Source organism: Amycolatopsis lexingtonensis, assembly GCF_014873755.1.
Taxonomy (GTDB): domain Bacteria; phylum Actinomycetota; class Actinomycetes; order Mycobacteriales; family Pseudonocardiaceae; genus Amycolatopsis; species Amycolatopsis lexingtonensis.
The window spans coordinates 8,020,521-8,037,525 of record NZ_JADBEG010000001.1 but is presented as its reverse complement, the minus strand read 5'-3'; the positions used below and the strand labels follow the sequence as shown (position 1 = coordinate 8,037,525).

18 protein-coding genes and 1 pseudogene are annotated in these 17,005 nt (G+C 69.2%); 12 read left to right on the top strand and 7 right to left on the bottom strand.

What is annotated here, in order from left to right; genetic code table 11:
• Positions 1–15: 15 nt before the first annotated feature.
• Complete coding sequence (locus H4696_RS37295; RefSeq protein ID WP_086858700.1) at positions 16–378, top strand: hypothetical protein; 363 nt, start codon at positions 16–18, stop codon at positions 376–378.
• 9 nt (positions 379–387) lie between these two features.
• Here the strand turns inward: H4696_RS37295 and H4696_RS37290 are convergent, their stop codons facing one another.
• Positions 388–999 (bottom strand): hypothetical protein, encoded by a 612-nt coding sequence (locus H4696_RS37290; protein ID WP_143265029.1) that lies wholly within the window; start codon positions 997–999, stop codon positions 388–390.
• Positions 1,000–1,055: 56 nt separating this feature from the next.
• Between H4696_RS37290 and H4696_RS37285 the strand changes: the two genes are divergently transcribed.
• From H4696_RS37285 to H4696_RS37265, 5 genes are all read left to right on the top strand, one after another.
• On the top strand, positions 1,056–1,661 hold the full coding sequence (locus H4696_RS37285) for a histidine phosphatase family protein (RefSeq protein WP_086858702.1): 606 nt from the start codon (positions 1,056–1,058) through the stop codon (positions 1,659–1,661).
• 73 nt (positions 1,662–1,734) lie between these two features.
• Positions 1,735–2,307 carry a transglutaminase domain-containing protein gene (locus H4696_RS37280; RefSeq protein WP_086858703.1) on the top strand — a complete coding sequence of 191 codons (573 nt, stop codon included), beginning with the start codon at positions 1,735–1,737 and terminating at the stop codon, positions 2,305–2,307.
• A 183-nt stretch (positions 2,308–2,490) separates the two neighbouring features.
• On the top strand, positions 2,491–3,504 hold the full coding sequence (locus tag H4696_RS37275; RefSeq protein ID WP_169734935.1) for a hypothetical protein: 1,014 nt from the start codon (positions 2,491–2,493) through the stop codon (positions 3,502–3,504).
• A 2-nt stretch (positions 3,505–3,506) separates the two neighbouring features.
• Entirely contained in the window at positions 3,507–4,145 is a 639-nt protein-coding gene (locus tag H4696_RS37270; protein WP_086858704.1) for a hypothetical protein, read from the top strand.
• 73 nt (positions 4,146–4,218) lie between these two features.
• On the top strand, positions 4,219–4,890 hold the full coding sequence (locus tag H4696_RS37265; protein ID WP_086858705.1) for an HD domain-containing protein: 672 nt from the start codon (positions 4,219–4,221) through the stop codon (positions 4,888–4,890).
• Here H4696_RS37265 and H4696_RS37260 read toward each other — a convergent pair.
• A complete protein-coding gene (locus tag H4696_RS37260; RefSeq protein ID WP_086858706.1) occupies positions 4,887–5,537 on the bottom strand; it encodes a class II aldolase/adducin family protein in 651 nt (216 codons plus the stop codon). The two genes, H4696_RS37265 and H4696_RS37260, sit on opposite strands and share 4 nt — an antisense overlap.
• A gap of 294 nt (positions 5,538–5,831) precedes the next feature.
• Positions 5,832–6,746 carry a coiled-coil domain-containing protein gene (locus H4696_RS37255; protein ID WP_086858707.1) on the bottom strand — a complete coding sequence of 305 codons (915 nt, stop codon included), beginning with the start codon at positions 6,744–6,746 and terminating at the stop codon, positions 5,832–5,834.
• Between the two features lie 129 nt (positions 6,747–6,875).
• On the opposite strand from H4696_RS37255, the gene H4696_RS37250 reads away from it, so the two are divergent.
• The 3 genes from H4696_RS37250 to H4696_RS37240 are packed head-to-tail and all read left to right on the top strand — an operon-like array spanning position 6,876 to position 10,586.
• On the top strand, positions 6,876–8,105 hold the full coding sequence (locus H4696_RS37250; RefSeq protein WP_086858708.1) for a DUF445 family protein: 1,230 nt from the start codon (positions 6,876–6,878) through the stop codon (positions 8,103–8,105).
• Positions 8,106–8,164: 59 nt separating this feature from the next.
• Complete coding sequence (locus H4696_RS37245; protein WP_086858716.1) at positions 8,165–9,337, top strand: DUF445 domain-containing protein; 1,173 nt, start codon at positions 8,165–8,167, stop codon at positions 9,335–9,337.
• Positions 9,338–9,377: 40 nt separating this feature from the next.
• On the top strand, positions 9,378–10,586 hold the full coding sequence (locus H4696_RS37240) for a DUF445 domain-containing protein (RefSeq protein ID WP_086858709.1): 1,209 nt from the start codon (positions 9,378–9,380) through the stop codon (positions 10,584–10,586).
• A 46-nt stretch (positions 10,587–10,632) separates the two neighbouring features.
• Here the strand turns inward: H4696_RS37240 and H4696_RS37235 are convergent, their stop codons facing one another.
• The 4 genes from H4696_RS37235 to H4696_RS37220 form a co-directional block, all read right to left on the bottom strand.
• Positions 10,633–11,262, bottom strand: coding sequence for a hypothetical protein (locus tag H4696_RS37235; RefSeq protein ID WP_086858710.1), 630 nt, complete (start codon positions 11,260–11,262; stop codon positions 10,633–10,635).
• A 418-nt stretch (positions 11,263–11,680) separates the two neighbouring features.
• On the bottom strand, positions 11,681–12,562 hold the full coding sequence (locus H4696_RS37230) for a metal ABC transporter permease (protein WP_086858711.1): 882 nt from the start codon (positions 12,560–12,562) through the stop codon (positions 11,681–11,683).
• Between the two features lie 3 nt (positions 12,563–12,565).
• Positions 12,566–13,411, bottom strand: a complete 846-nt coding sequence (locus tag H4696_RS37225; protein ID WP_086858712.1) for a metal ABC transporter ATP-binding protein — start codon at positions 13,409–13,411, stop codon at positions 12,566–12,568.
• A 2-nt stretch (positions 13,412–13,413) separates the two neighbouring features.
• The gene (locus tag H4696_RS37220) at positions 13,414–14,322 is read right to left on the bottom strand and encodes a metal ABC transporter solute-binding protein, Zn/Mn family (RefSeq protein WP_086858713.1); all 909 of its coding nucleotides are present in this window, start codon (positions 14,320–14,322) and stop codon (positions 13,414–13,416) included.
• Between the two features lie 178 nt (positions 14,323–14,500).
• On the opposite strand from H4696_RS37220, the gene H4696_RS37215 reads away from it, so the two are divergent.
• The 3 genes and pseudogenes from H4696_RS37215 to H4696_RS51340 form a co-directional block, all read left to right on the top strand.
• Entirely contained in the window at positions 14,501–15,601 is a 1,101-nt protein-coding gene (locus H4696_RS37215) for a LacI family DNA-binding transcriptional regulator (protein WP_192782744.1), read from the top strand.
• Positions 15,602–15,704: 103 nt separating this feature from the next.
• Positions 15,705–16,196, top strand: coding sequence for a beta-class carbonic anhydrase (locus H4696_RS37210; RefSeq protein WP_086863376.1), 492 nt, complete (start codon positions 15,705–15,707; stop codon positions 16,194–16,196).
• Between the two features lie 47 nt (positions 16,197–16,243).
• Positions 16,244–17,002: pseudogene (locus H4696_RS51340) on the top strand (glycosyltransferase); the annotation flags it as partial.
• Between the last annotated feature and the right edge of the window lie 3 nt (positions 17,003–17,005).

Below are 17,005 nucleotides of genomic sequence, written 5' to 3'. Positions count from 1 at the left end.
TGGGACAATCCCCCCATGACCGACCCCGTCGACCTGGCCAAAGTCCCCGGCGTGATCCCGTACGTGGACAACCACACCGGCCCCCGCCGCCTCCTCACCCTCGAAATCCCCCACCTCGGCCACACAGTCCGCGCATACGCCCCCATCGCCAGCATCGACGGCCGCCAATACATCGTCTCCTGGGGCTCGGTCACGTTCGAGATCCCGGCGGACCGCAACGTCCACGTGAGCGCCCACCTCCACACGAACAGCGGCTACGAGCACACGATCACGCCGTTCGCCTCGATGGTCCTGGTCCCGCACCCGGCCCCGATCAGGCTGAAGGCCCAGTTCGTCCCCACCCACGGCCCCGAAGGCACCCTCGTCCCCGTGATGTGAGCCGCGTGGTCAGCGCAGAATGAGGACGGCGAGCACGGCCGCCACGGCCAGGAAGTTCGAAGCGACCAGGGCGACGAGGAGCCGCATTTCCAGGCTCGCCCGCTGCCGGACCAGGCCGGTCTGCGGTGAGGCCGGCGCGGTGAGCCGCATTCTGGTCTCCACGCGGCCGTATTGCAGGCCAAAGCTGGTGAGCGCACCGCGCACCAGCCGGCGCCCGATGGCCACGACCTTCCCCAGGGTCTCCACGACCTCCACCGCGTTCTTGAGCACCTCGTAAGCCGCCACGACGACGACCACGATCTCGAAGCTGCCCGCCGAGCGGAAGCGAACGCCCGACACCGTGAACTCCGGTCCCGCTATTTCGGTGAGCAGCCCGGAGAGATCCTCTTTGAGGTTGTCTTGGAGGAGGCGGAGGCCACCCGGCTCCATCAGCAGAGCCGAGCGGTCGTCCCGGTACCTGCCTTCGTACTGTTCGGGCAGGGTCAGCCGCCACCGGCCGAGGTCGACTGTGAACGGCGAATCGACGTGGAACACCAACTCGGCTGCCTCGATGTGCTCCGGTCCGGGCATTCCGACCACCACCTCACGGCACGTTGTGCGCACTAAGAAGTCGCGCGCCACGGCGGCGCGTTACCCGCCGCTGAGCCGCAAGATCGGGACGTGAAAGCCTGAGGCCCGTGCTGACCACGCGGTACCTGTTCCTCACCCGGCACGGCGAAGCGACCCCGTCCGGCGAACTCACCGAAGCCGGCCAACGCCAAGCCGTCCTCCTCGGACGCCGCCTCCGGGACGTTCCCGTCACCGCCATCCACCACGGTCCGCTCCCGCGCACCACCCAGACCGCCTCGCTCATCGCCACGCAGCTTCCCGGTGTCCCCGTCCACGAGCACAAAGCCGCCGGTGACTTCGTTCCCTACGTGCCCAAGCGCGAGGAACTCCCCGAAACCGCCGCCGGTGTCCTCCTGGCCTTCGCCCGCAGCCTCCCGCCCGCCGACGAAGAACTCGCCGCCGAGGCCGAACGTCGGTTCAGCGGGCCGGTGCCGGGAACCGAGCCGCGGTACGAAGTTCTCGTCACGCACAACTTCCTCGTCGGGTGGCTCGTCCGCGCGTCGCAGGACGCGCCGCCGTGGCGGTGGCTCGCGCTCAACCACGCCAACGCCGCCCTCACCGTCATCCGGTACTCGCCGGCGCGGCCCGCCGCGCTGCTGACCTACAACGACCAGAGTCACCTGCCCGCCGAACTGTGCTGGACCGGGTTCCCGCCCGATTTCTACGTTCCGTAATCGCCGGACGCGGAGTGTGTCCGCGGCGAAAAACAGGTCTCGCCCGAATGGCCGTACCTGTCACGATGGCCGGATGAGTCCCGTTCCGTCGCCCACCTCCGATCGGCTCAGCGACTACCTCGCCGCCGATGACGTCGTCGACCACCGGCACCCGCTGATCCGCGCGCGAGTGGACGCTTTGCGGGCCACGAACGAAGATCCCGCCGAGGCCGCGTTCCGGTTCGTGCGGGACGAAGTCGAACACGTCATCGACGCGCGGGATCCGCGTGTCACCTGGCGCGCGTCGGACGTGCTCCGCGAGCGCGTGGGGATCTGCTACGCGAAGGCGCACCTGCTCGCCGCTTTGCTTCGGGCACAAGGGATTCCGGCCGGATTCTGCTACCAGGAGCTCTCCGCGCTGCACGGGCTGAATGCCGTGTACCTGCACGGCAAATGGGCGCGCCTGGACGCCCGCGGCAACCGCACGGGCGCGCGCGGGGAGTTTTCGCTCGACGAGGAGAAACTGGCCTGGCCGGTCGACACCGCACGCGGCGAGCGCGATCTCCGGGAGATCCACCCGGCACCCGCGCCGGTCGTCGTCGAGTTCCTGATGACCGTCCGACCGGGCCCCGGCTGGTACGAAAACGGCCTCCCGGCCACGCTCTGACGCCAGTTTCCCGGCGTTTTCGGGAAACTGGGAGATCTGGTTAATTATTGCCGAGAGTGACGTTCCGCGGCCCGCGCTGTCCCCCGAACTTCTTATTTCGCAGGCCCCCTCAGGCGCGTAAAGTGACTCCGCGCACTCGAACAGACACTATTTGCATTCGTCCGTTCGGGTGGTTCGAGGGAGGTGAAGCAAGTGGCCGCGGATGGCGGACCCCGCCGCCGCACCCCACTGCAGGAGATCTTCTGGACCAGGACGAGCTTGCTCCTCACCGTGCTCGTCGTCGTCGCCGGCCTCAGCCTGTGGCTCGCCGGCCTGATGGACCCCGGCACCGGGAAGAACCTGGTGACGTCGCTGGGCACCGGCACCCTGATCTCCGCGATCGTGGGGTTCGGCACCACGCTGATCACCGCCAGCGCTTCGCAGAAAGCGCTGGTGACTCCAGTGATCGAGGAAAGCAGGCGCGCGCTGGAAGACCTCAGCGCCGAATACCGCGCGCTCAACAAGGAGTTCTTCCCCACCGACGTGTTCGAGGCGACCACCGACCCCGACCCCGGCTTCAACCGGTTGCTGATGGCCGACCTCAACGCGACCCGGCAGTACTTCTTCCGCGGCTTCTCCGGGCGCCACGCGGCCGCCCGCCTGTTGCTCTCCCGCACCGAACGCGAACTCCGGGCCGTCATCGCCGACCCGCGTGACGCCAGCTCGATCAGCGGGCGCGCCCGCTACCTGCTGCGCCGTGAGGCGGGCGACGTCGACTCCGAACAAATCCAGACCCGGCTCGACGAAGAGATCCGGATCGGGCTCGTCGGCCTCTTCCTGGCGCGCAGCCGCTGCGCGTCGGTCGACATCACCGTGGTCGCCGACCCGCCGCTGGACCGGCTCGAGCTGTTCGACGACAGCGTGTGGGTGTCGCTCTACAGCGACGTCCGCGGCGCCACGAAGCTGTACCCGCGGTCCCTGCGGTTCACCGAGGGTTCCTTCCTCTACAACATGGAGCGCGCCGAATTCGTGCGCGTCTCGCAGTCCCGGACCGGCCGCCACTTCCGCATCACGTCCGCGACGACGCGGACGGATTTCCTGGCGCTGTTCGAAAAGATCACCGGATCCCCGCTGTCCGAGGAGCAGTTCCGCGAGCTGGAGGCCAAGTTCCACGCCTTCCGCGCGGAGTTCTCCGAAGTCGCCGAGCTAGGGAGCTGACCTTGCTCACCCGCCTGTCCCCCCTCTCCGAACTGGCCACGCGCCTGCGCACCGCCCAGTTCCCGCTCGCCACCGAATGGCGCGCGGTCGACGGCTGGTTCCGGCCGTGGGCCGCGCAATCCGGCCTGCGCGACGAACTGCGGACCCAGCTGCGCACGCTGTCCGGCGCGCAGGCCACGAAGGTGCTGCGCTCGTCCAGAGAAACGACCACGCACTTCGCCTGGTGCCTGCTGGATTCGCCGGCCGACCCGTTTTCCTTCTGGCTGCACGAATACAAGGCGCAGGAGGACTGGCGGGAGGGCTACGCCGATTCGGTGCACAACCACAGGTACCACTTCTGCACCACCATTCTCCGTGGTGACTACTTCCACGAAAGGTACGAAACGACGATCGACCCCGGCACCGGGCTGATCGCGTCCGCGCGGCTGCGCCGCCGGGCCCTGTGCCAGGCCGGCGACTGCGCCACCATGCTCGCCGACGAGTTCCACCGGATCCCCGAAGCGGCCGCCGGGACGATGACTTTCCTCGTGAAATCACGGCCCGTGAGCAGTTTCAGCCTTTCTTTCGATCCGGCCAGCGGAATCGGGCATCGTCACGTTCCGGTGGAGAGCCGATTGGGGGAATTGGCCGACCGCATCTAGCTACACACCGGCGTCAGCGGCGCTTACCATTACTCCACCCGTCTGAACACCACGGCCGGGATGGGAGAGGTGTATGCGCACGCAGGAAAGCACGATCGACCACGTGATCGTCGACGTCGTCGAAGACCGGGTCCACCGGCTTTGCCGCCAGTACGCCGAGCGGCTGCAGTTCCACGGCTGGCACCACGTCAGTTTCGTCCGCGCGAAAGCAGGTGGCTTCGCCCGCCACAACGGGGCCGACCCCGCCGTGGTCGAAGTGGCCGCGCTCGTGCACGACGTCAACTACCTGGTGCTCCGGAACTCACCCGCGTCGGCGGGCCGGAACCTCCGTCTGGAAATCCTCGCCGAATGCGGGGTGCCGCCGCACGTTTCGCGGTGGATCGACGAGATCGTCGACGAAGCGGAAATGGCCACCCGCGGCCGCGACATTTCGCTGGAGGCGCAGGCGCTGAGCGACGCGGACACGTTGTTCAAGGCGCTCCCGGTGACGCCGGTGGTGCTGGCCCACCGGTACCTGCGCGAGAACGGGCTGAGCCTGCGCGAGCTGGCGAACAAGATCGTCGGCGAGCAGTGCGACGTCCACGACGAGGGTTACTACTTCTACAACCCGGAGGCGGCCGCGACGTACTCGCGCTGGGCGACGGCGAACCTCCAGCTGTGGCAGTGCATCAAGGAGGCGGTCGACGACCCGACGGTGGTGGAGCTGCTGGACGCGGTGCACGAGGTCGACGCGCTGGCGTCCTAACCCTGCCCGTAGCCGCGCAGCCGGTCGACGACCTTCGCCACCTCGGGCGGCGGGAGCAGGCTCGGCCGGCCGGCGCTCTGCGCGAGCAGCCACACGCGGCACGCCCACTCGAGCTGTTGCGCGCGGTGGTAGGCGGCTTCCAGGCCGTCGCCGTAGGTGAGCGTGCCGTGGTTGGCCATCAGGCACCCCCGGCGGCCGTCCAGTGCCTCGAGCACCGCGGTGGCCAGCTCGGGGGTGCCGTACGTCGCGTAGCGCGCGACGCGCACCGACGGGCCGATCGTGGCGATCATGTAGTGGATCGGCGGCAGCTCGCGCACGAGCGTCGACGCGGCGGTGGCGTGCGGCGCGTGCGTGTGGACGACCGCGGTCACGGGCTCGCCGTCCGGGTCGCGCACGTCCCAGTAGACCGACAGGTGCATCGGCAGCTCACTGGTCGGCTTGAGCGTGCCGTCGACGACCTGCCCGCCGAGATCGACGACGGCGACGTCCGCCGGCGTCATGCTCGAATACGCGACCCCGGTCGGCGTGACGGCGACGAGGTCACCGGCCCGCACGGACACGTTCCCGGAAGTACCGACGACGAGGCCGTCACCGACCATCCGGCGGGCGTACGCGCACACGGTGGCCCGCTCGGTCTCGAGGATCATGCACACCACTCTGGTCCAGACACGCCCCCGCCCTCCTCCGGGGGGCGGCCCTTGTCCAGTCTATCGGCTCCTACCTGCCAAAACGGCGGTTCCGGAAATCTGTGGACAACTCGGCGGGGTCCGCGGGAACTGTGGACAACTCCGGCTGGCCTGCGCCGTCGGAGCTGAGGTGGGCTTTGCAGTGTCGCCAATGAGTCATTCGCGACCTCGGCGAGCCCCGGAAACGGAGTGGGCCCGGCGCCTCGACGAGACGCCGAGCCGGGCCAGGAAAACTCCGCGGGTCGCGTCCGCTGCTCAGCCCTTGGCCGCCGGAGCCGAGGTAGGCGTCTTCGCCGCGGGAGCCGGAGCCGGAGCAGCAGAAGGAGCCGGGCTGGGCTTGCGGTCCCCGTTCCCCGAAGCCTCCTCCACCGGAGCCAGCAGCCGCATGGCTTCCTGGACCGCGACATCCGTAGCCGCGATCCGCTCGGCGACCTTCTTGCGCAGATCGAGCGCGAGTTTCCGGTTCTGATCGGCTTCCGCCTGCTGAGCCCGCGCCGACCGCAACGCCGACTCCGTCTCCTGCTGCTTCCGCGCGACCTCGTCCTCGAACGCCTTCTTCTTCCGCGCCAGCTCCTCCGAAGCCACCCGGTCGGCTTCCTGGCGGGCCGCAGCCGCCGCCGCTTCGGCCTTCGCGTCCGCTTCCTTGCGGGCCCGCTCCGCCGCCGCGGCCTGCTCGACGCGCTTCGCGCCCGCCGCCGCGTTCAGCTTCTCGATCTCGCCCTTCGCCTCCGACAGCAGCCGGGCGCGCTCTTCCTCCGCGTCCTTCGCGAGCTTGTCGGCCGTGCGGCGGGTTTCGTGCGCGTACTTGTCGGCCTGGTCGCGGGTCGACGCCGCGTCGGCTTCGGCGGCCGCGCGCAGGTCGGCGATCTCCTCCTCGGCGAGCTGCATCATCATGCGGACGCGCTCGGCCATCGCGCCGGCGCCGGACGGGCTCGAGCTCATCCGCGCGAGGGCGGCCTTCGTCTCGGCCAGCTCCTTCTGCGCGTACGCGAGGGCTTTCGAGAGGTCCGAGGACGTCGCGACGGCTTCGTCGCGGCTGCGCGACGTTTCGCGCATCTCCTTGGTCAGTTCGGCGAGACGCTCGTCGACCTGGCGCTGGTTGTAGCCGCGGACACCGACCGCGAACTGGGTGGTCTTCGGGGCGGACTGGGGCTTCTCAGGCGCGACCATCGGCACACCTTAGTGAGCCGGGGACCGTCCGCACGTACCGCCAAACGGATGCATCACGGATTTTGGAACCCCCGGTGACGCATGGCATCCTGACCGTTGTTGACCAGCGGTTGACGCGAGGAGGCCACTGTGGACATCCAGGCGATCCTCGCGGACATCGGCGCGCACTGGCACGTCTACGCCACCATGCCGCTCATCGCCGCCCTGATCGGCTACCTGACCAAACGGGTGGCGATCGAGATGATGTTCCGGCCCCTCGACTTCGTCGGGATCCGGCCGTTCCTCGGCTGGCAGGGCGTCATCCCGGCGAACGCGCGGCGGATGGCCACCACCGCCGTCGACCTGCTGACCCGAAACCTCGTCGACCCGCAGGAGATCTTCAGCAGGCTCGATCCGGAGGAAATGGTCAAAGAGCTCGAACCGCCGCTGCTCAAGGCCGTCGAAGAAGTCACCCGCGAAGTCATGGAGACCTACCAGCCGCGCCTCTGGGAACTGCTGCCGGCGCGGGCGCAGCGGCTGCTCGTCGAGCAGGTACAGGCGCAGGCGCCGGCCGTCGTCAAGCGGCTGATGCGGGAGGTCTCGGCCAACATCGACGACGTCCTCGACGTCAACGACATGCTCATCGGGGCGATGGTCCGCGACAAGTCGCTGACCTGCCGGCTGATCCGCGAGGTCGCCGCGCCCGAGTTCAAGTTCATCGCGCGGTCCGGGATCTGGTTCGGGTTCGTGATCGGGCTCGTCCAGTTCGTCGCGTGGGCGCTGACCAAACAGCCGCTCATCATGCCGATCTTCGGTTTCGTCACGGGGTTCGTCACGGACTGGCTCGCGCTCAAGATGATCTTCTACCCGCGCGAGCCGCGCGGGTTCGGCTTCTTCCGCTGGCAGGGCATGTTCCAGAAGCGCCGCCAGGAGGTCGCCGCCGACTACGGCGCGCTGATCGCCGACGAGGTGCTCACCGTGCGGAACGTGCTGGAGGCCGTGCTCACCGGGCCGCGCGCCGACAAGCTGTTCGCGATGATCACCCGCGAGGTCCAGCGCACCGTCGACCAGCAGGCGAGCATCGCCAAGCCGCTCGTCGCGCTCACCATCGGCGGCCGGCAGTACCAGGAGATGAAGCGCGCGGCGGCGGAGAAGGTCATCGCGTACCTCCCCGAAACGGTGAAGCACGTCGAGAGCTACGCCACCGGCGCCCTCGACGTCCGGAACACGATCGTCGAGAAGATGCAGCAGCTGACGCCCATCGAGTTCGAGGGGATCCTGCGGCCGGCCTTCAAGCAGGACGAATGGAAGCTCATCGCCGTCGGGGCGGTCATCGGTGGCCTGGTGGGTGAACTCCAGGTGCTGCTCCTGCTGCACTGATCACGGGCCGATAGCGTGCGCGGGTGGACTTCGGCACGCACTGGCAGGTGTACGTCACCATGCCGTTCATCGCGGCGCTGATCGGGTACGTCACCAAGCGCGTCGCCATCGAGATGATGTTCCGGCCCCTCGAGTTCGTCGGCGTCAAACCCTTCGGCTGGCAGGGGGTGCTGCCGGCCAACGCCGAGCGCATGGCGGCCACCGCCACCGAGATGCTGACCACCAACCTCGTCGACCCCAAGGAGATCTTCGCCCGGCTCGACCCGGCGCAGGTGGCGAAGGAGATCGAGCAGCCGCTGCTGCGCGTCGTCGAGGACGTCACCCGCGAGGTGATGGAGACCTACCAACCCCGGCTGTGGGAGGTCCTGCCGAACGGCGCTCAGCAGCTGCTGCTCAAGCGCGTCCAGGCCGAAGCGCCGAAGGCGATCACCAAGATCATGCGGGAGATCGCCGACAACATCGAGGACGTCCTCGACCTCAAGCACATGGTCGTGACGAACCTCGTCCGCGACAAAGCGCTGCTGAACCGGCTGATCCGCGACATCTCCCGGCCGGAGATGCGGTTCATCGCCCGCTCCGGGATCTGGTTCGGGTTCAGCCTCGGCTGCGTGCAGCTGGTCGTGTGGGCGCTGACGAAGTCGCCGATCGTGCTCCCGCTGTTCGGCCTCGGCATCGGCTGGCTCACCGACTGGCTGGCCCTCAAGATGATCTTCCTGCCCCGCGAGCCGCGCCGGTTCTTCGGCGTCTACACCTGGCAGGGCGTCTTCCAGAAGCGCCGCGACCAGGTGGCCGCCGACTACGGCGACATGATCGCGCGCGAGATCATCACCATTCCCAACCTGCTGGAGGCCGTGCTGCGCGGGCCGAAGTCCGACAAGCTGTTCGCGATGATCACCCGCGAGGTGCAGAAGACGATCGACGCGCAGGCCAGCGTGGTCAAGCCGTTCGTCGCCATCGCCGTGGGCACGAAGAAGTTCCAGGAGATGAAGCAGACGGCGGCGGCGAAGGCCGCGGAGCGCGTCCCGGAGACGATCCGGTACGCGGAGAACTACGCGATCAACGCCCTCGACGTGCGCAACACGATCGTCGAGCGGATGCGGAAGCTGAGCGCGCTCGAGTTCGAGCAGCTGCTGCGGCCGGCGTTCCGGCAGGACGAGTGGAAGCTGATCGCGGTCGGCGCGGTGATCGGCGGGCTCGTTGGCGAACTGCAGGTGCTCGCGCTGCTGGGCTAGCCGGTACGGTTTCGCTCTCGGGACTGCGAGGGAGGTCGGGGTGGACGCTGTCCTGCACGACCTCGCCCGGCACTGGCCGGTGTACGCGGCGATGCCGTTCATCGCGGCGCTGATCGGCTACGTCACCAAGCGCGTGGCCATCGAGATGATGTTCCGGCCCCTGGAGTTCATCGGGATCCCGCCGCTGCTCGGCTGGCAGGGCGTCGTCCCGAAACACGGCGGCCGGATGGCGGCGGTCGCCACCGAGCTGCTGACCGAGAACCTCCTCGACCTGCGCGAAGTGCTCGACCGGATCGACCCGGTGATCATCACGACCGAGCTGGAGCAGCCGCTGCTGCGCGCGGTCGACCACATCGCGCGCGAGGTGCTCGCCGAGCACCACCCGCGGCTGTGGGAGGTCATGCCGACGCTGGCCCAGGAAATGCTGATCAAGCAGGTCCAGGCGTCGGCGCCGAAGCTGGTGCGGGAGTTCCTCGACGACGTCCGCGAGCACCTCGACGAGGTTCTCGACGTCCAGCACATGACGGTCCAGCGCCTGACCCGCGACAAGGCCCTGCTGGTGCGGCTGATCCGCGAGACGTCCCGCCCGGAGATGGCGTTCATCGCGCGGATGGGCATCTACTTCGGCTTCGGGCTGGGCCTGGTGCAGACGATCGTCTGGGCGTTCACGCGCGAGCCGTGGGTGCTCCCGATCTTCGGCGGCGCGATCGGGCTGTTCACCGACTGGCTGGCGATCAAGCTGATCTTCGTCCCGCGCGAGCCGGTCCGCGTCGGGCGGGTGATCTTCCAGGGCAAGTTCCAGCGGCGGCGCGCGGAGGTGGCGCGGCAGTACGGCGAGCTGATCGCGACCGAGGTCCTGACGGTCCAGAACCTGCTGGACGCCGTGCTGCGCGGCCCCCGCGCCGACCGCCTGGCCGCGCTGGTCGAGCACCTCGTTTCCGACGCGGTCGACAAGCAGATGCCCCTCTCCTGGACGGTCGGCGGCACGCGGCTGAAGGAGATGAAGCACGCGGCGGCGTTGAAGGCGCTGGAGCAGCTGCCCGACACGGCCCGGTACGCCGAGGGCTACCTGACCGAGGCGATGGACGTCGCGAAGGTCATCGAGCAGCGGATGCTGGCGCTGACGCCCCTCGAATTCGAGGGGCTCCTGCGGCCCGCGTTCCGGCAGGACGAGTGGAAGCTCATCGCCGTCGGCGGTGTGATCGGGTTCGTCGTGGGTGAGCTGCAGGTCCTGCTGATGCTCGGCTGACCCCTTGTGGGCCGGCAGCGCGCTGCCGGCCCACAAGGCTCGAGCACTACGCGGCGGTGTTCCAGACGTACATGTACGCCTTGGCCTGAGCACGAACGTGCTGTTCCAACGCCGTCCGGTTGGTGTTGCGTCGAAGCTTGAACTCTCGCCCCTGTCGCAGATCCCACACCACTGGAGTAGCGCCAGGCAACGCTTGATCGAGGACGCTCTCCATCAGGTACAACAGCACGTCGGCACCATTCTGATCGAGAGCAGTCGCCTTCACGTAAGGGGCGACAAATAGCTGCTTTCCGCCTGCCTGCCGGATACCGATCATTCGCCGCATCACGACGGTGAGGTCGTCGTCCTGCCACCGTTCCAGCTTGACCGGAATGCCAGTCGACGCCTTCGGCAGGAGCCGGAAAAATCCGGCCACCGCCTCCTCGTACGCACGTCCCCGACTCTCGTCCGCAGCCGCGGCGTGCCGAACCACTTGCTCGAGCTTGGCTCGGGGGTTGACTGAGCCCATTGCAACCCGCAGCCCGGCGTAGAGGTCCCCGTAGTAAATCCACCCCGGCCCCTGCTGGCCGAGATAACGCTCCTTCTGGTCGGTCACCACGCGCGTCGACTGTCGCGGTCCTGCCACGATGAAGTCAAGGAACTGAAACCCGCCGACTTCGGCGGCGTTGTTGGTCATATCGCTTCTCCTTGGGGAGGAGCGCGCCGTGCACGAGCTTGTGTCGTGTAACCAGTCACATCCGGATAGCTCCGGTTTGACTCTCTCCAAGCGGGAGACTAGCTTTCAAGTGTCTAGTTCGAAAGCTACTGGCTGAGCGCGCTCACCGGTAAGTCCGAACCCCTGGCCGGGGGTTCGGACTTTTTGTTTGGGTACGAATCCCGGCAGTGCCCCAGGGGTGGCGCACTGCCGGTAACGCGACGGATCGAGCTGTGCGTCGAAGACCGCCAGCGGCAGCTCGACCATATGATCGAGCCGCCGATACCCAGAGACTACATGTAGGGGTCGGCGCGCGCGCGGGACCCAAGGGGTGGCGTGTCGCGTCGTCCCCCGCTCGGGTTACCTAACTCGACCGCTCCATGGCGGGCAAGCCGCGCAATCAAGCTGCCGCGACGAGGTCCGGGGCCGGGTCGACCGCCCGGACCCGCGTCCGTCGGTCGCGCTGCCAGGCGATCACCCGGCACACGACGTAGATCAAGAACGAAATCGCCGTCACGAACGCGCTCACCGGCAGGCCGGGCGCCAGGGACAGCACGATCCCGCCGATCGCCGACACCTCCGCGAAGACCACCGACAGCACCGTGGCCTTCCACGGCGACGCGGTCACGCGGGCCGCCGCCGCGGCGGGCGTCACCATCAACGCGACCACCAGCAGCGACCCGACGACCTTCACGCTCAACGCCGTCGAGACGCCCACCAGCAGCGCGAACACCACCGTCAGCGTCTTCACCGGGACCCCGCGCGCGACCGCCACGTTCCGGTCCACCGAGGCGAACAGCAGCGGCCGGTAGACCACCGCCAGCACCGCCAGCACGACCACCGACGACACCACGAACAACGTCAGGTTCGTCGAGTCGATCGTGATGATCTGCCCGGTCAGGATCCCGAACTTGTTCCCGGACCGTCCTTTGTAGAAGGACAGGAACAGCACGCCCATGCCGAGGCCGAACGAGAGGATCACGCCGATCACCGAGTCGCGGTCCGCGTCGCGCGCGCCCAGGATGCCCAGCAGCAGCGCCGCCACCACCGCGCCGATCAGCGCGCCGTACTCGACGCCGATCCCCAGCAGCAGGGCTGCCGCGCCGCCGGTGAACGCCAGCTCGGACGTGCCGTGCACCGCGAACGACATCCGCCGCATCACGATCAGCGGGCCGAGCATCCCGGCCACCAGACCGAGGATCAACGCCGCCAGCAGGGCGGTCTGCACGCCGGAGAGCTCCGTGATCAGCTCCCACGTCTTGCCGAAGTCGAACAGATCCAAGACTCAGCCCACTTGCTCTTCGACGTCGTGTTCGTGGTGGTGCGGCTCCTCCTCGCACAACGCGCTCTGCGCGCCCGCGATGTGGATCTGCCCGCCCACCTTCAGCACCTCGACGCGGGTCCCGTACAGCTCGGACAGGGTCGCCGTGGTCATGACCTCGTCCGGCTTGCCGATCCGGAACTGGCCGTTGACCAGGTACAGCACCCGGTCGACGAACGGCAGCACCGGGTTGATCTCGTGCGTCACGAACAGCACCGCGGTCTCCGCCGTGCGCCGGCGCCGGTCGATCAGCTCGCTGATCGCGCGCTGGTGCGCCAGGTCGAGGGACAGCAGCGGCTCGTCGCAGAGCAGCACCTCGGGGTCGCCGACCAGGGCCTGCGCCACCCGCAGCCGCTGCTGCTCGCCACCGGACAACCGCCCGACCGGCTGCTTCGCGTACCGGGTCGCGCCCACCGCGTCGATCGCCGAAGCGACGAGACGGCGCCGGGCCGCCATGCCGAACAGGCCGGGGCCCCAGCGGTGGCCGTCGAGGCCCAGCCCGACCAGGTCGACGCCCCGCAGCGTCAGCGACTCGTCGATCGCGCGCTGCTGCGGGATGTAGCCGATCTTGCGGTTCGCGCCGCCCGGGCGCCCGCCCGCGATCTCGACCGTGCCTGCCGAGAGGCCCTGCATGCCGAGCAGCGCCTTCAGCAGGCTGCTCTTGCCGGACCCGTTCGGGCCGAGGACGGCGAGGAACTCGCCCGGCTCGACGACCAGGTCCAGCCCCGACCAGAGGGTCCGGGAACCGAAGGCCAAACCCGCCCCGCGGACCCGGACCGCGGGGCGTACGTCGTCGGAGACGGGAGACATGACTACTTCAACGCCCCCGCCAGCTCGTCGACTTCCCCGGTCATCCAGACAATGTAGTCCGTCACACCCTGCGGCAGCGTCTCGGTCACGTCCACGACGCCGATGCCGGCGGCCTTCGCCTGCCCGACGACGTCCTGGGTCAGCGGGGTCACCGTCTGCGCGTTGTTGATCAGCGCCTTGACCTGCTTGGTGGCGATGAGCTGCTGGTACTCGTTCACCGCGCCGGCCGGGACGTCGGTGTCGTTCTCCACCGCGTCCGAGAACGCCTTGGGCGTCGCGTCCGTCAGCTTCGCGCTCTGGAGCAGGTAGTGCGCGACCGGCTCGGTGACGACGACCTTCGTGCCCGGGTGCGTGGTGCCCAGCTCGCCGAGGCGCTTCTCCAGCTCGCCGACCTTCGCCTTGAACGCGGCCGCGTTGTCGTTGAACGCCTGCTTCGACGCGGGCTGCAGCTCGCCGAGCTGCGCCGCGACCTGGTCGGCGACCTTGCCGACGCCGGGCAGGTCGTACCAGACGTGCTCGTTCTCGTCGCCGGTCGCGGCGATGTCGTAGGCGACGAGCTTCTTCGCGTCCCCGGCCTGGCCGGTGAGCTTGTCGAAGAACTCGTCGTACCCGCCGCCGTTGGACAGGAGCAGCTTCGCGTCCTTCGCCGCGAGGGCGTCGTCGGCGGTGGTCTCGTACGAGTGCGGGTCGGCCGACGGGTCGTGGATGACCGACTTGACCTCGACCTTGTCGCCGCCGACGGCGTTCACGACGCTGCCCCAGACGTCCGTCGAGGCCACGACCTTGATCTTGTCGGCGCCGCCGGACTGCCCACCGCCCTCGGCGGCGGTGCCACCGGAGCACGCGGCCAGGGCGAGCACGGACAGGGCCGAAGCGGCGGCGAGCGCGCTCCTGGTGCGGCGGGAACTCATCGAGAACTCTCCTGCAGACGCTAATGGAAACCGTTGTCAGATTCAGCTTACCCCATCCGGATGACTTCCTGGCCATCCGATCCGGTTTTGGTGTATGCGACTTCATGCATGCGGATCGAGACATCGACCACCCGGGGTGTCTCTTCAACAAAACGATCTGAACCGTTACGGTTTGCTGATGGGACGTCCTATTCGCACCCGGAGGCAGGCGACGCTGGCGTCGCTCGCGGCGGAGCTCGGTGTGTCCAGGACCACGGTGTCCAACGCCTACAACCGGCCGGACCAGCTGTCCCCCGAACTGCGCCGCCGCGTCCTCGAGACCGCGCGGCGGCTCGGCTACCCCGGACCCGACCCGGTCGCCCGCTCCCTGCGCACGCGCAAGGCGGGCGCGGTCGGGCTGCTGCTCACCGAGAACCTCTCCTACGCCTTCCGCGACCCCGCCGCCGTCGGCGTGCTCGAAGGACTGGCCCTGGCCTGCGAAGACGCCGGCGTCGGCCTGCACCTGGTGCCGGCCAGCCCGGGCCGCGAGGACGTCGCCGCGGTGCACCGCGCGGGGGTCGACGGCTTCGTCGTCTACTCCGTGCCGGACGACGACCCGCACCTGGCCGCCGTGCTGGAGCGCCCGGTGCCGACGGTGATCATCGACCAGCCGAGCATCGAGGGCATCGACCGCGTCGGCCCGGACGACGCGGCGGCCGTCGGCAAGATCGCCGAGCACCTCGTCTCACTCGGCCACCGGCAGGTCGGCGTCATCTGCATGCGGCTCGCCCGCGAGCGCAACGACGACTTCGTGTCCGCGACCCGGCAGAGCGGCGCGCACTTCCACGTGCAGCGCACCCGCCTGGAAGCACTGGCCGTGGCGTTCTCGGCGGCCGGCGTCGACTGGGCGGGCGTCCCGGTGGTCGAGCGCTTCGACCACACCGTGGACGACGGCGCGTCCGCCGCCCGCCAGCTGCTGGACGCGTACCCGCAGATCACGGCCGTGATCTGCACCTCCGACATCCTCGCGCTCGGCGCCATGGCCGAGGCCGAGCGGCGGGGCCTGCGCGTGCCGCAGGACCTGACCGTCACCGGCTTCGACGGCATCGCCGAAGCCGAGCGGATCGGGCTCACCACGGTCCACCAGCCGGTGCTCGAAAAGGGCAAGATGGCCGGTCGCCTGCTGCTCGGCTCGGCCGAGCGCAGCGCGCCGAAGGTGATCACGCTGCCCACCGAACTGCGCGTCGGGCGCACGTCGGCGCCGCCGCGGACGGTCGAGGAGCCCTGGTTCGGCGGCTGAAAACGCCGTGACATTGCTCGTAGTGCATTGCTCGATCGCGCGCCGGCCGGTCCAATGGAGGGGACAAGCCCGCGCCGCGGGGCCACTGGCCGGAAGGTGACCGATGACCTCGATCGACGTACTGCTCAAGCGCAACCAGGAACTCGGCGAGGTCACGCCCGGCGACCGGTCGTCCCCGAAGCCGTCGCTCCAGGTGGCCATCCTGACCTGCATGGACGCCCGGATCCGGGTGTTCGAGCTGTTCGGCCTCCTGCAGGGCGAATCGCACGTCCTCCGCAACGCGGGCGGCGTCGTGACCGACGACATGATCCGTTCGCTGGCCCTCTCGCAGCGCAAGCTCGGCACCCGCGAGGTGCTGATCGTGCAGCACACCGAGTGCGGCCTGTCGATGGTCACCGAGGACGACTTCAAGGACGAGCTGGAGAGCGACACCGGCCTGCGCCCGACCTGGTCGGTCGAGGCGTTCCGCAACGTCGAGAACAGCGTCCGGACGTCGGTGGAGCGGGTGCGCCGCAGCGCTTACCTGCCGCACACGGAGACCGTGCGCGGCTTCGTCTACGACGTGAAGACCGGGCGGCTCACCGAGGTCCAGTAAGCCTTGCGCGTCCTCTTCGCGGCCCTCGCGTCGGCCGGTCACACGTACCCGACCTGGCTCGGCTGCGGCCGGACCTGGTCGTGGCCGGGTGGGGTGTCCCGGAGGTCGCCGCAGCCGGGCGGCGCGCCGGGATCCCCGTCCTCTGGCACGGTTTCGGCAGGCTCTTCCCCGAAGGCATCGGGCTCACGCGGCCGGACGGCGGGCGCCACCTGGACATCTGCCCGCCGTCCCTGCAGGACGCGGACTTCCTCGCGACCGCCGACCGGATCGCCCTGCGCCCGGTCCCCTTCTCGGAACCGGCGCCACCGGTGGCCGGCGGCCCGCTGGTCTACCTGACCCTCGGCACCGCGTTCGGCACCCCGCAAGTCCTCACCACGGCGATCCGCGGCATGGCCGCCCTCGGCACGCACGTCGTCGTCGCCACCGGCCGGGTGCGCCCGGAGGAACTCGGCGGCCTGCCGGGCAACGTCACGGCCCGGGCGTGGGTGAACCAGGCCGAACTGCTGCCACGTGCCGACCTCGTCGTGCACCACGGCGGCAGCGGCACGACGCTCGGCGCGCTCGCCGCCGGCGTCCCGCAGCTGGTCCTGCCCCAGGGCGCCGACCAGTTCGCCAACGCCGCGGCGCTCGTCGACGCCGGTGCCGCGCTGCGTCTCCTGCCGGGCGAGCTGAGCGCGGACGCCGTCGCCGAACAAGCTCGGAAGGCGTCCTCCTGCCGCGACGCGGCCCGCGCGATCGCCGCGGAGATCGCCGCCATGCCGTCGCCCGACGAGGTCGCTCGCGAGCTGCCGGAGCACGCGAAGTAGCCT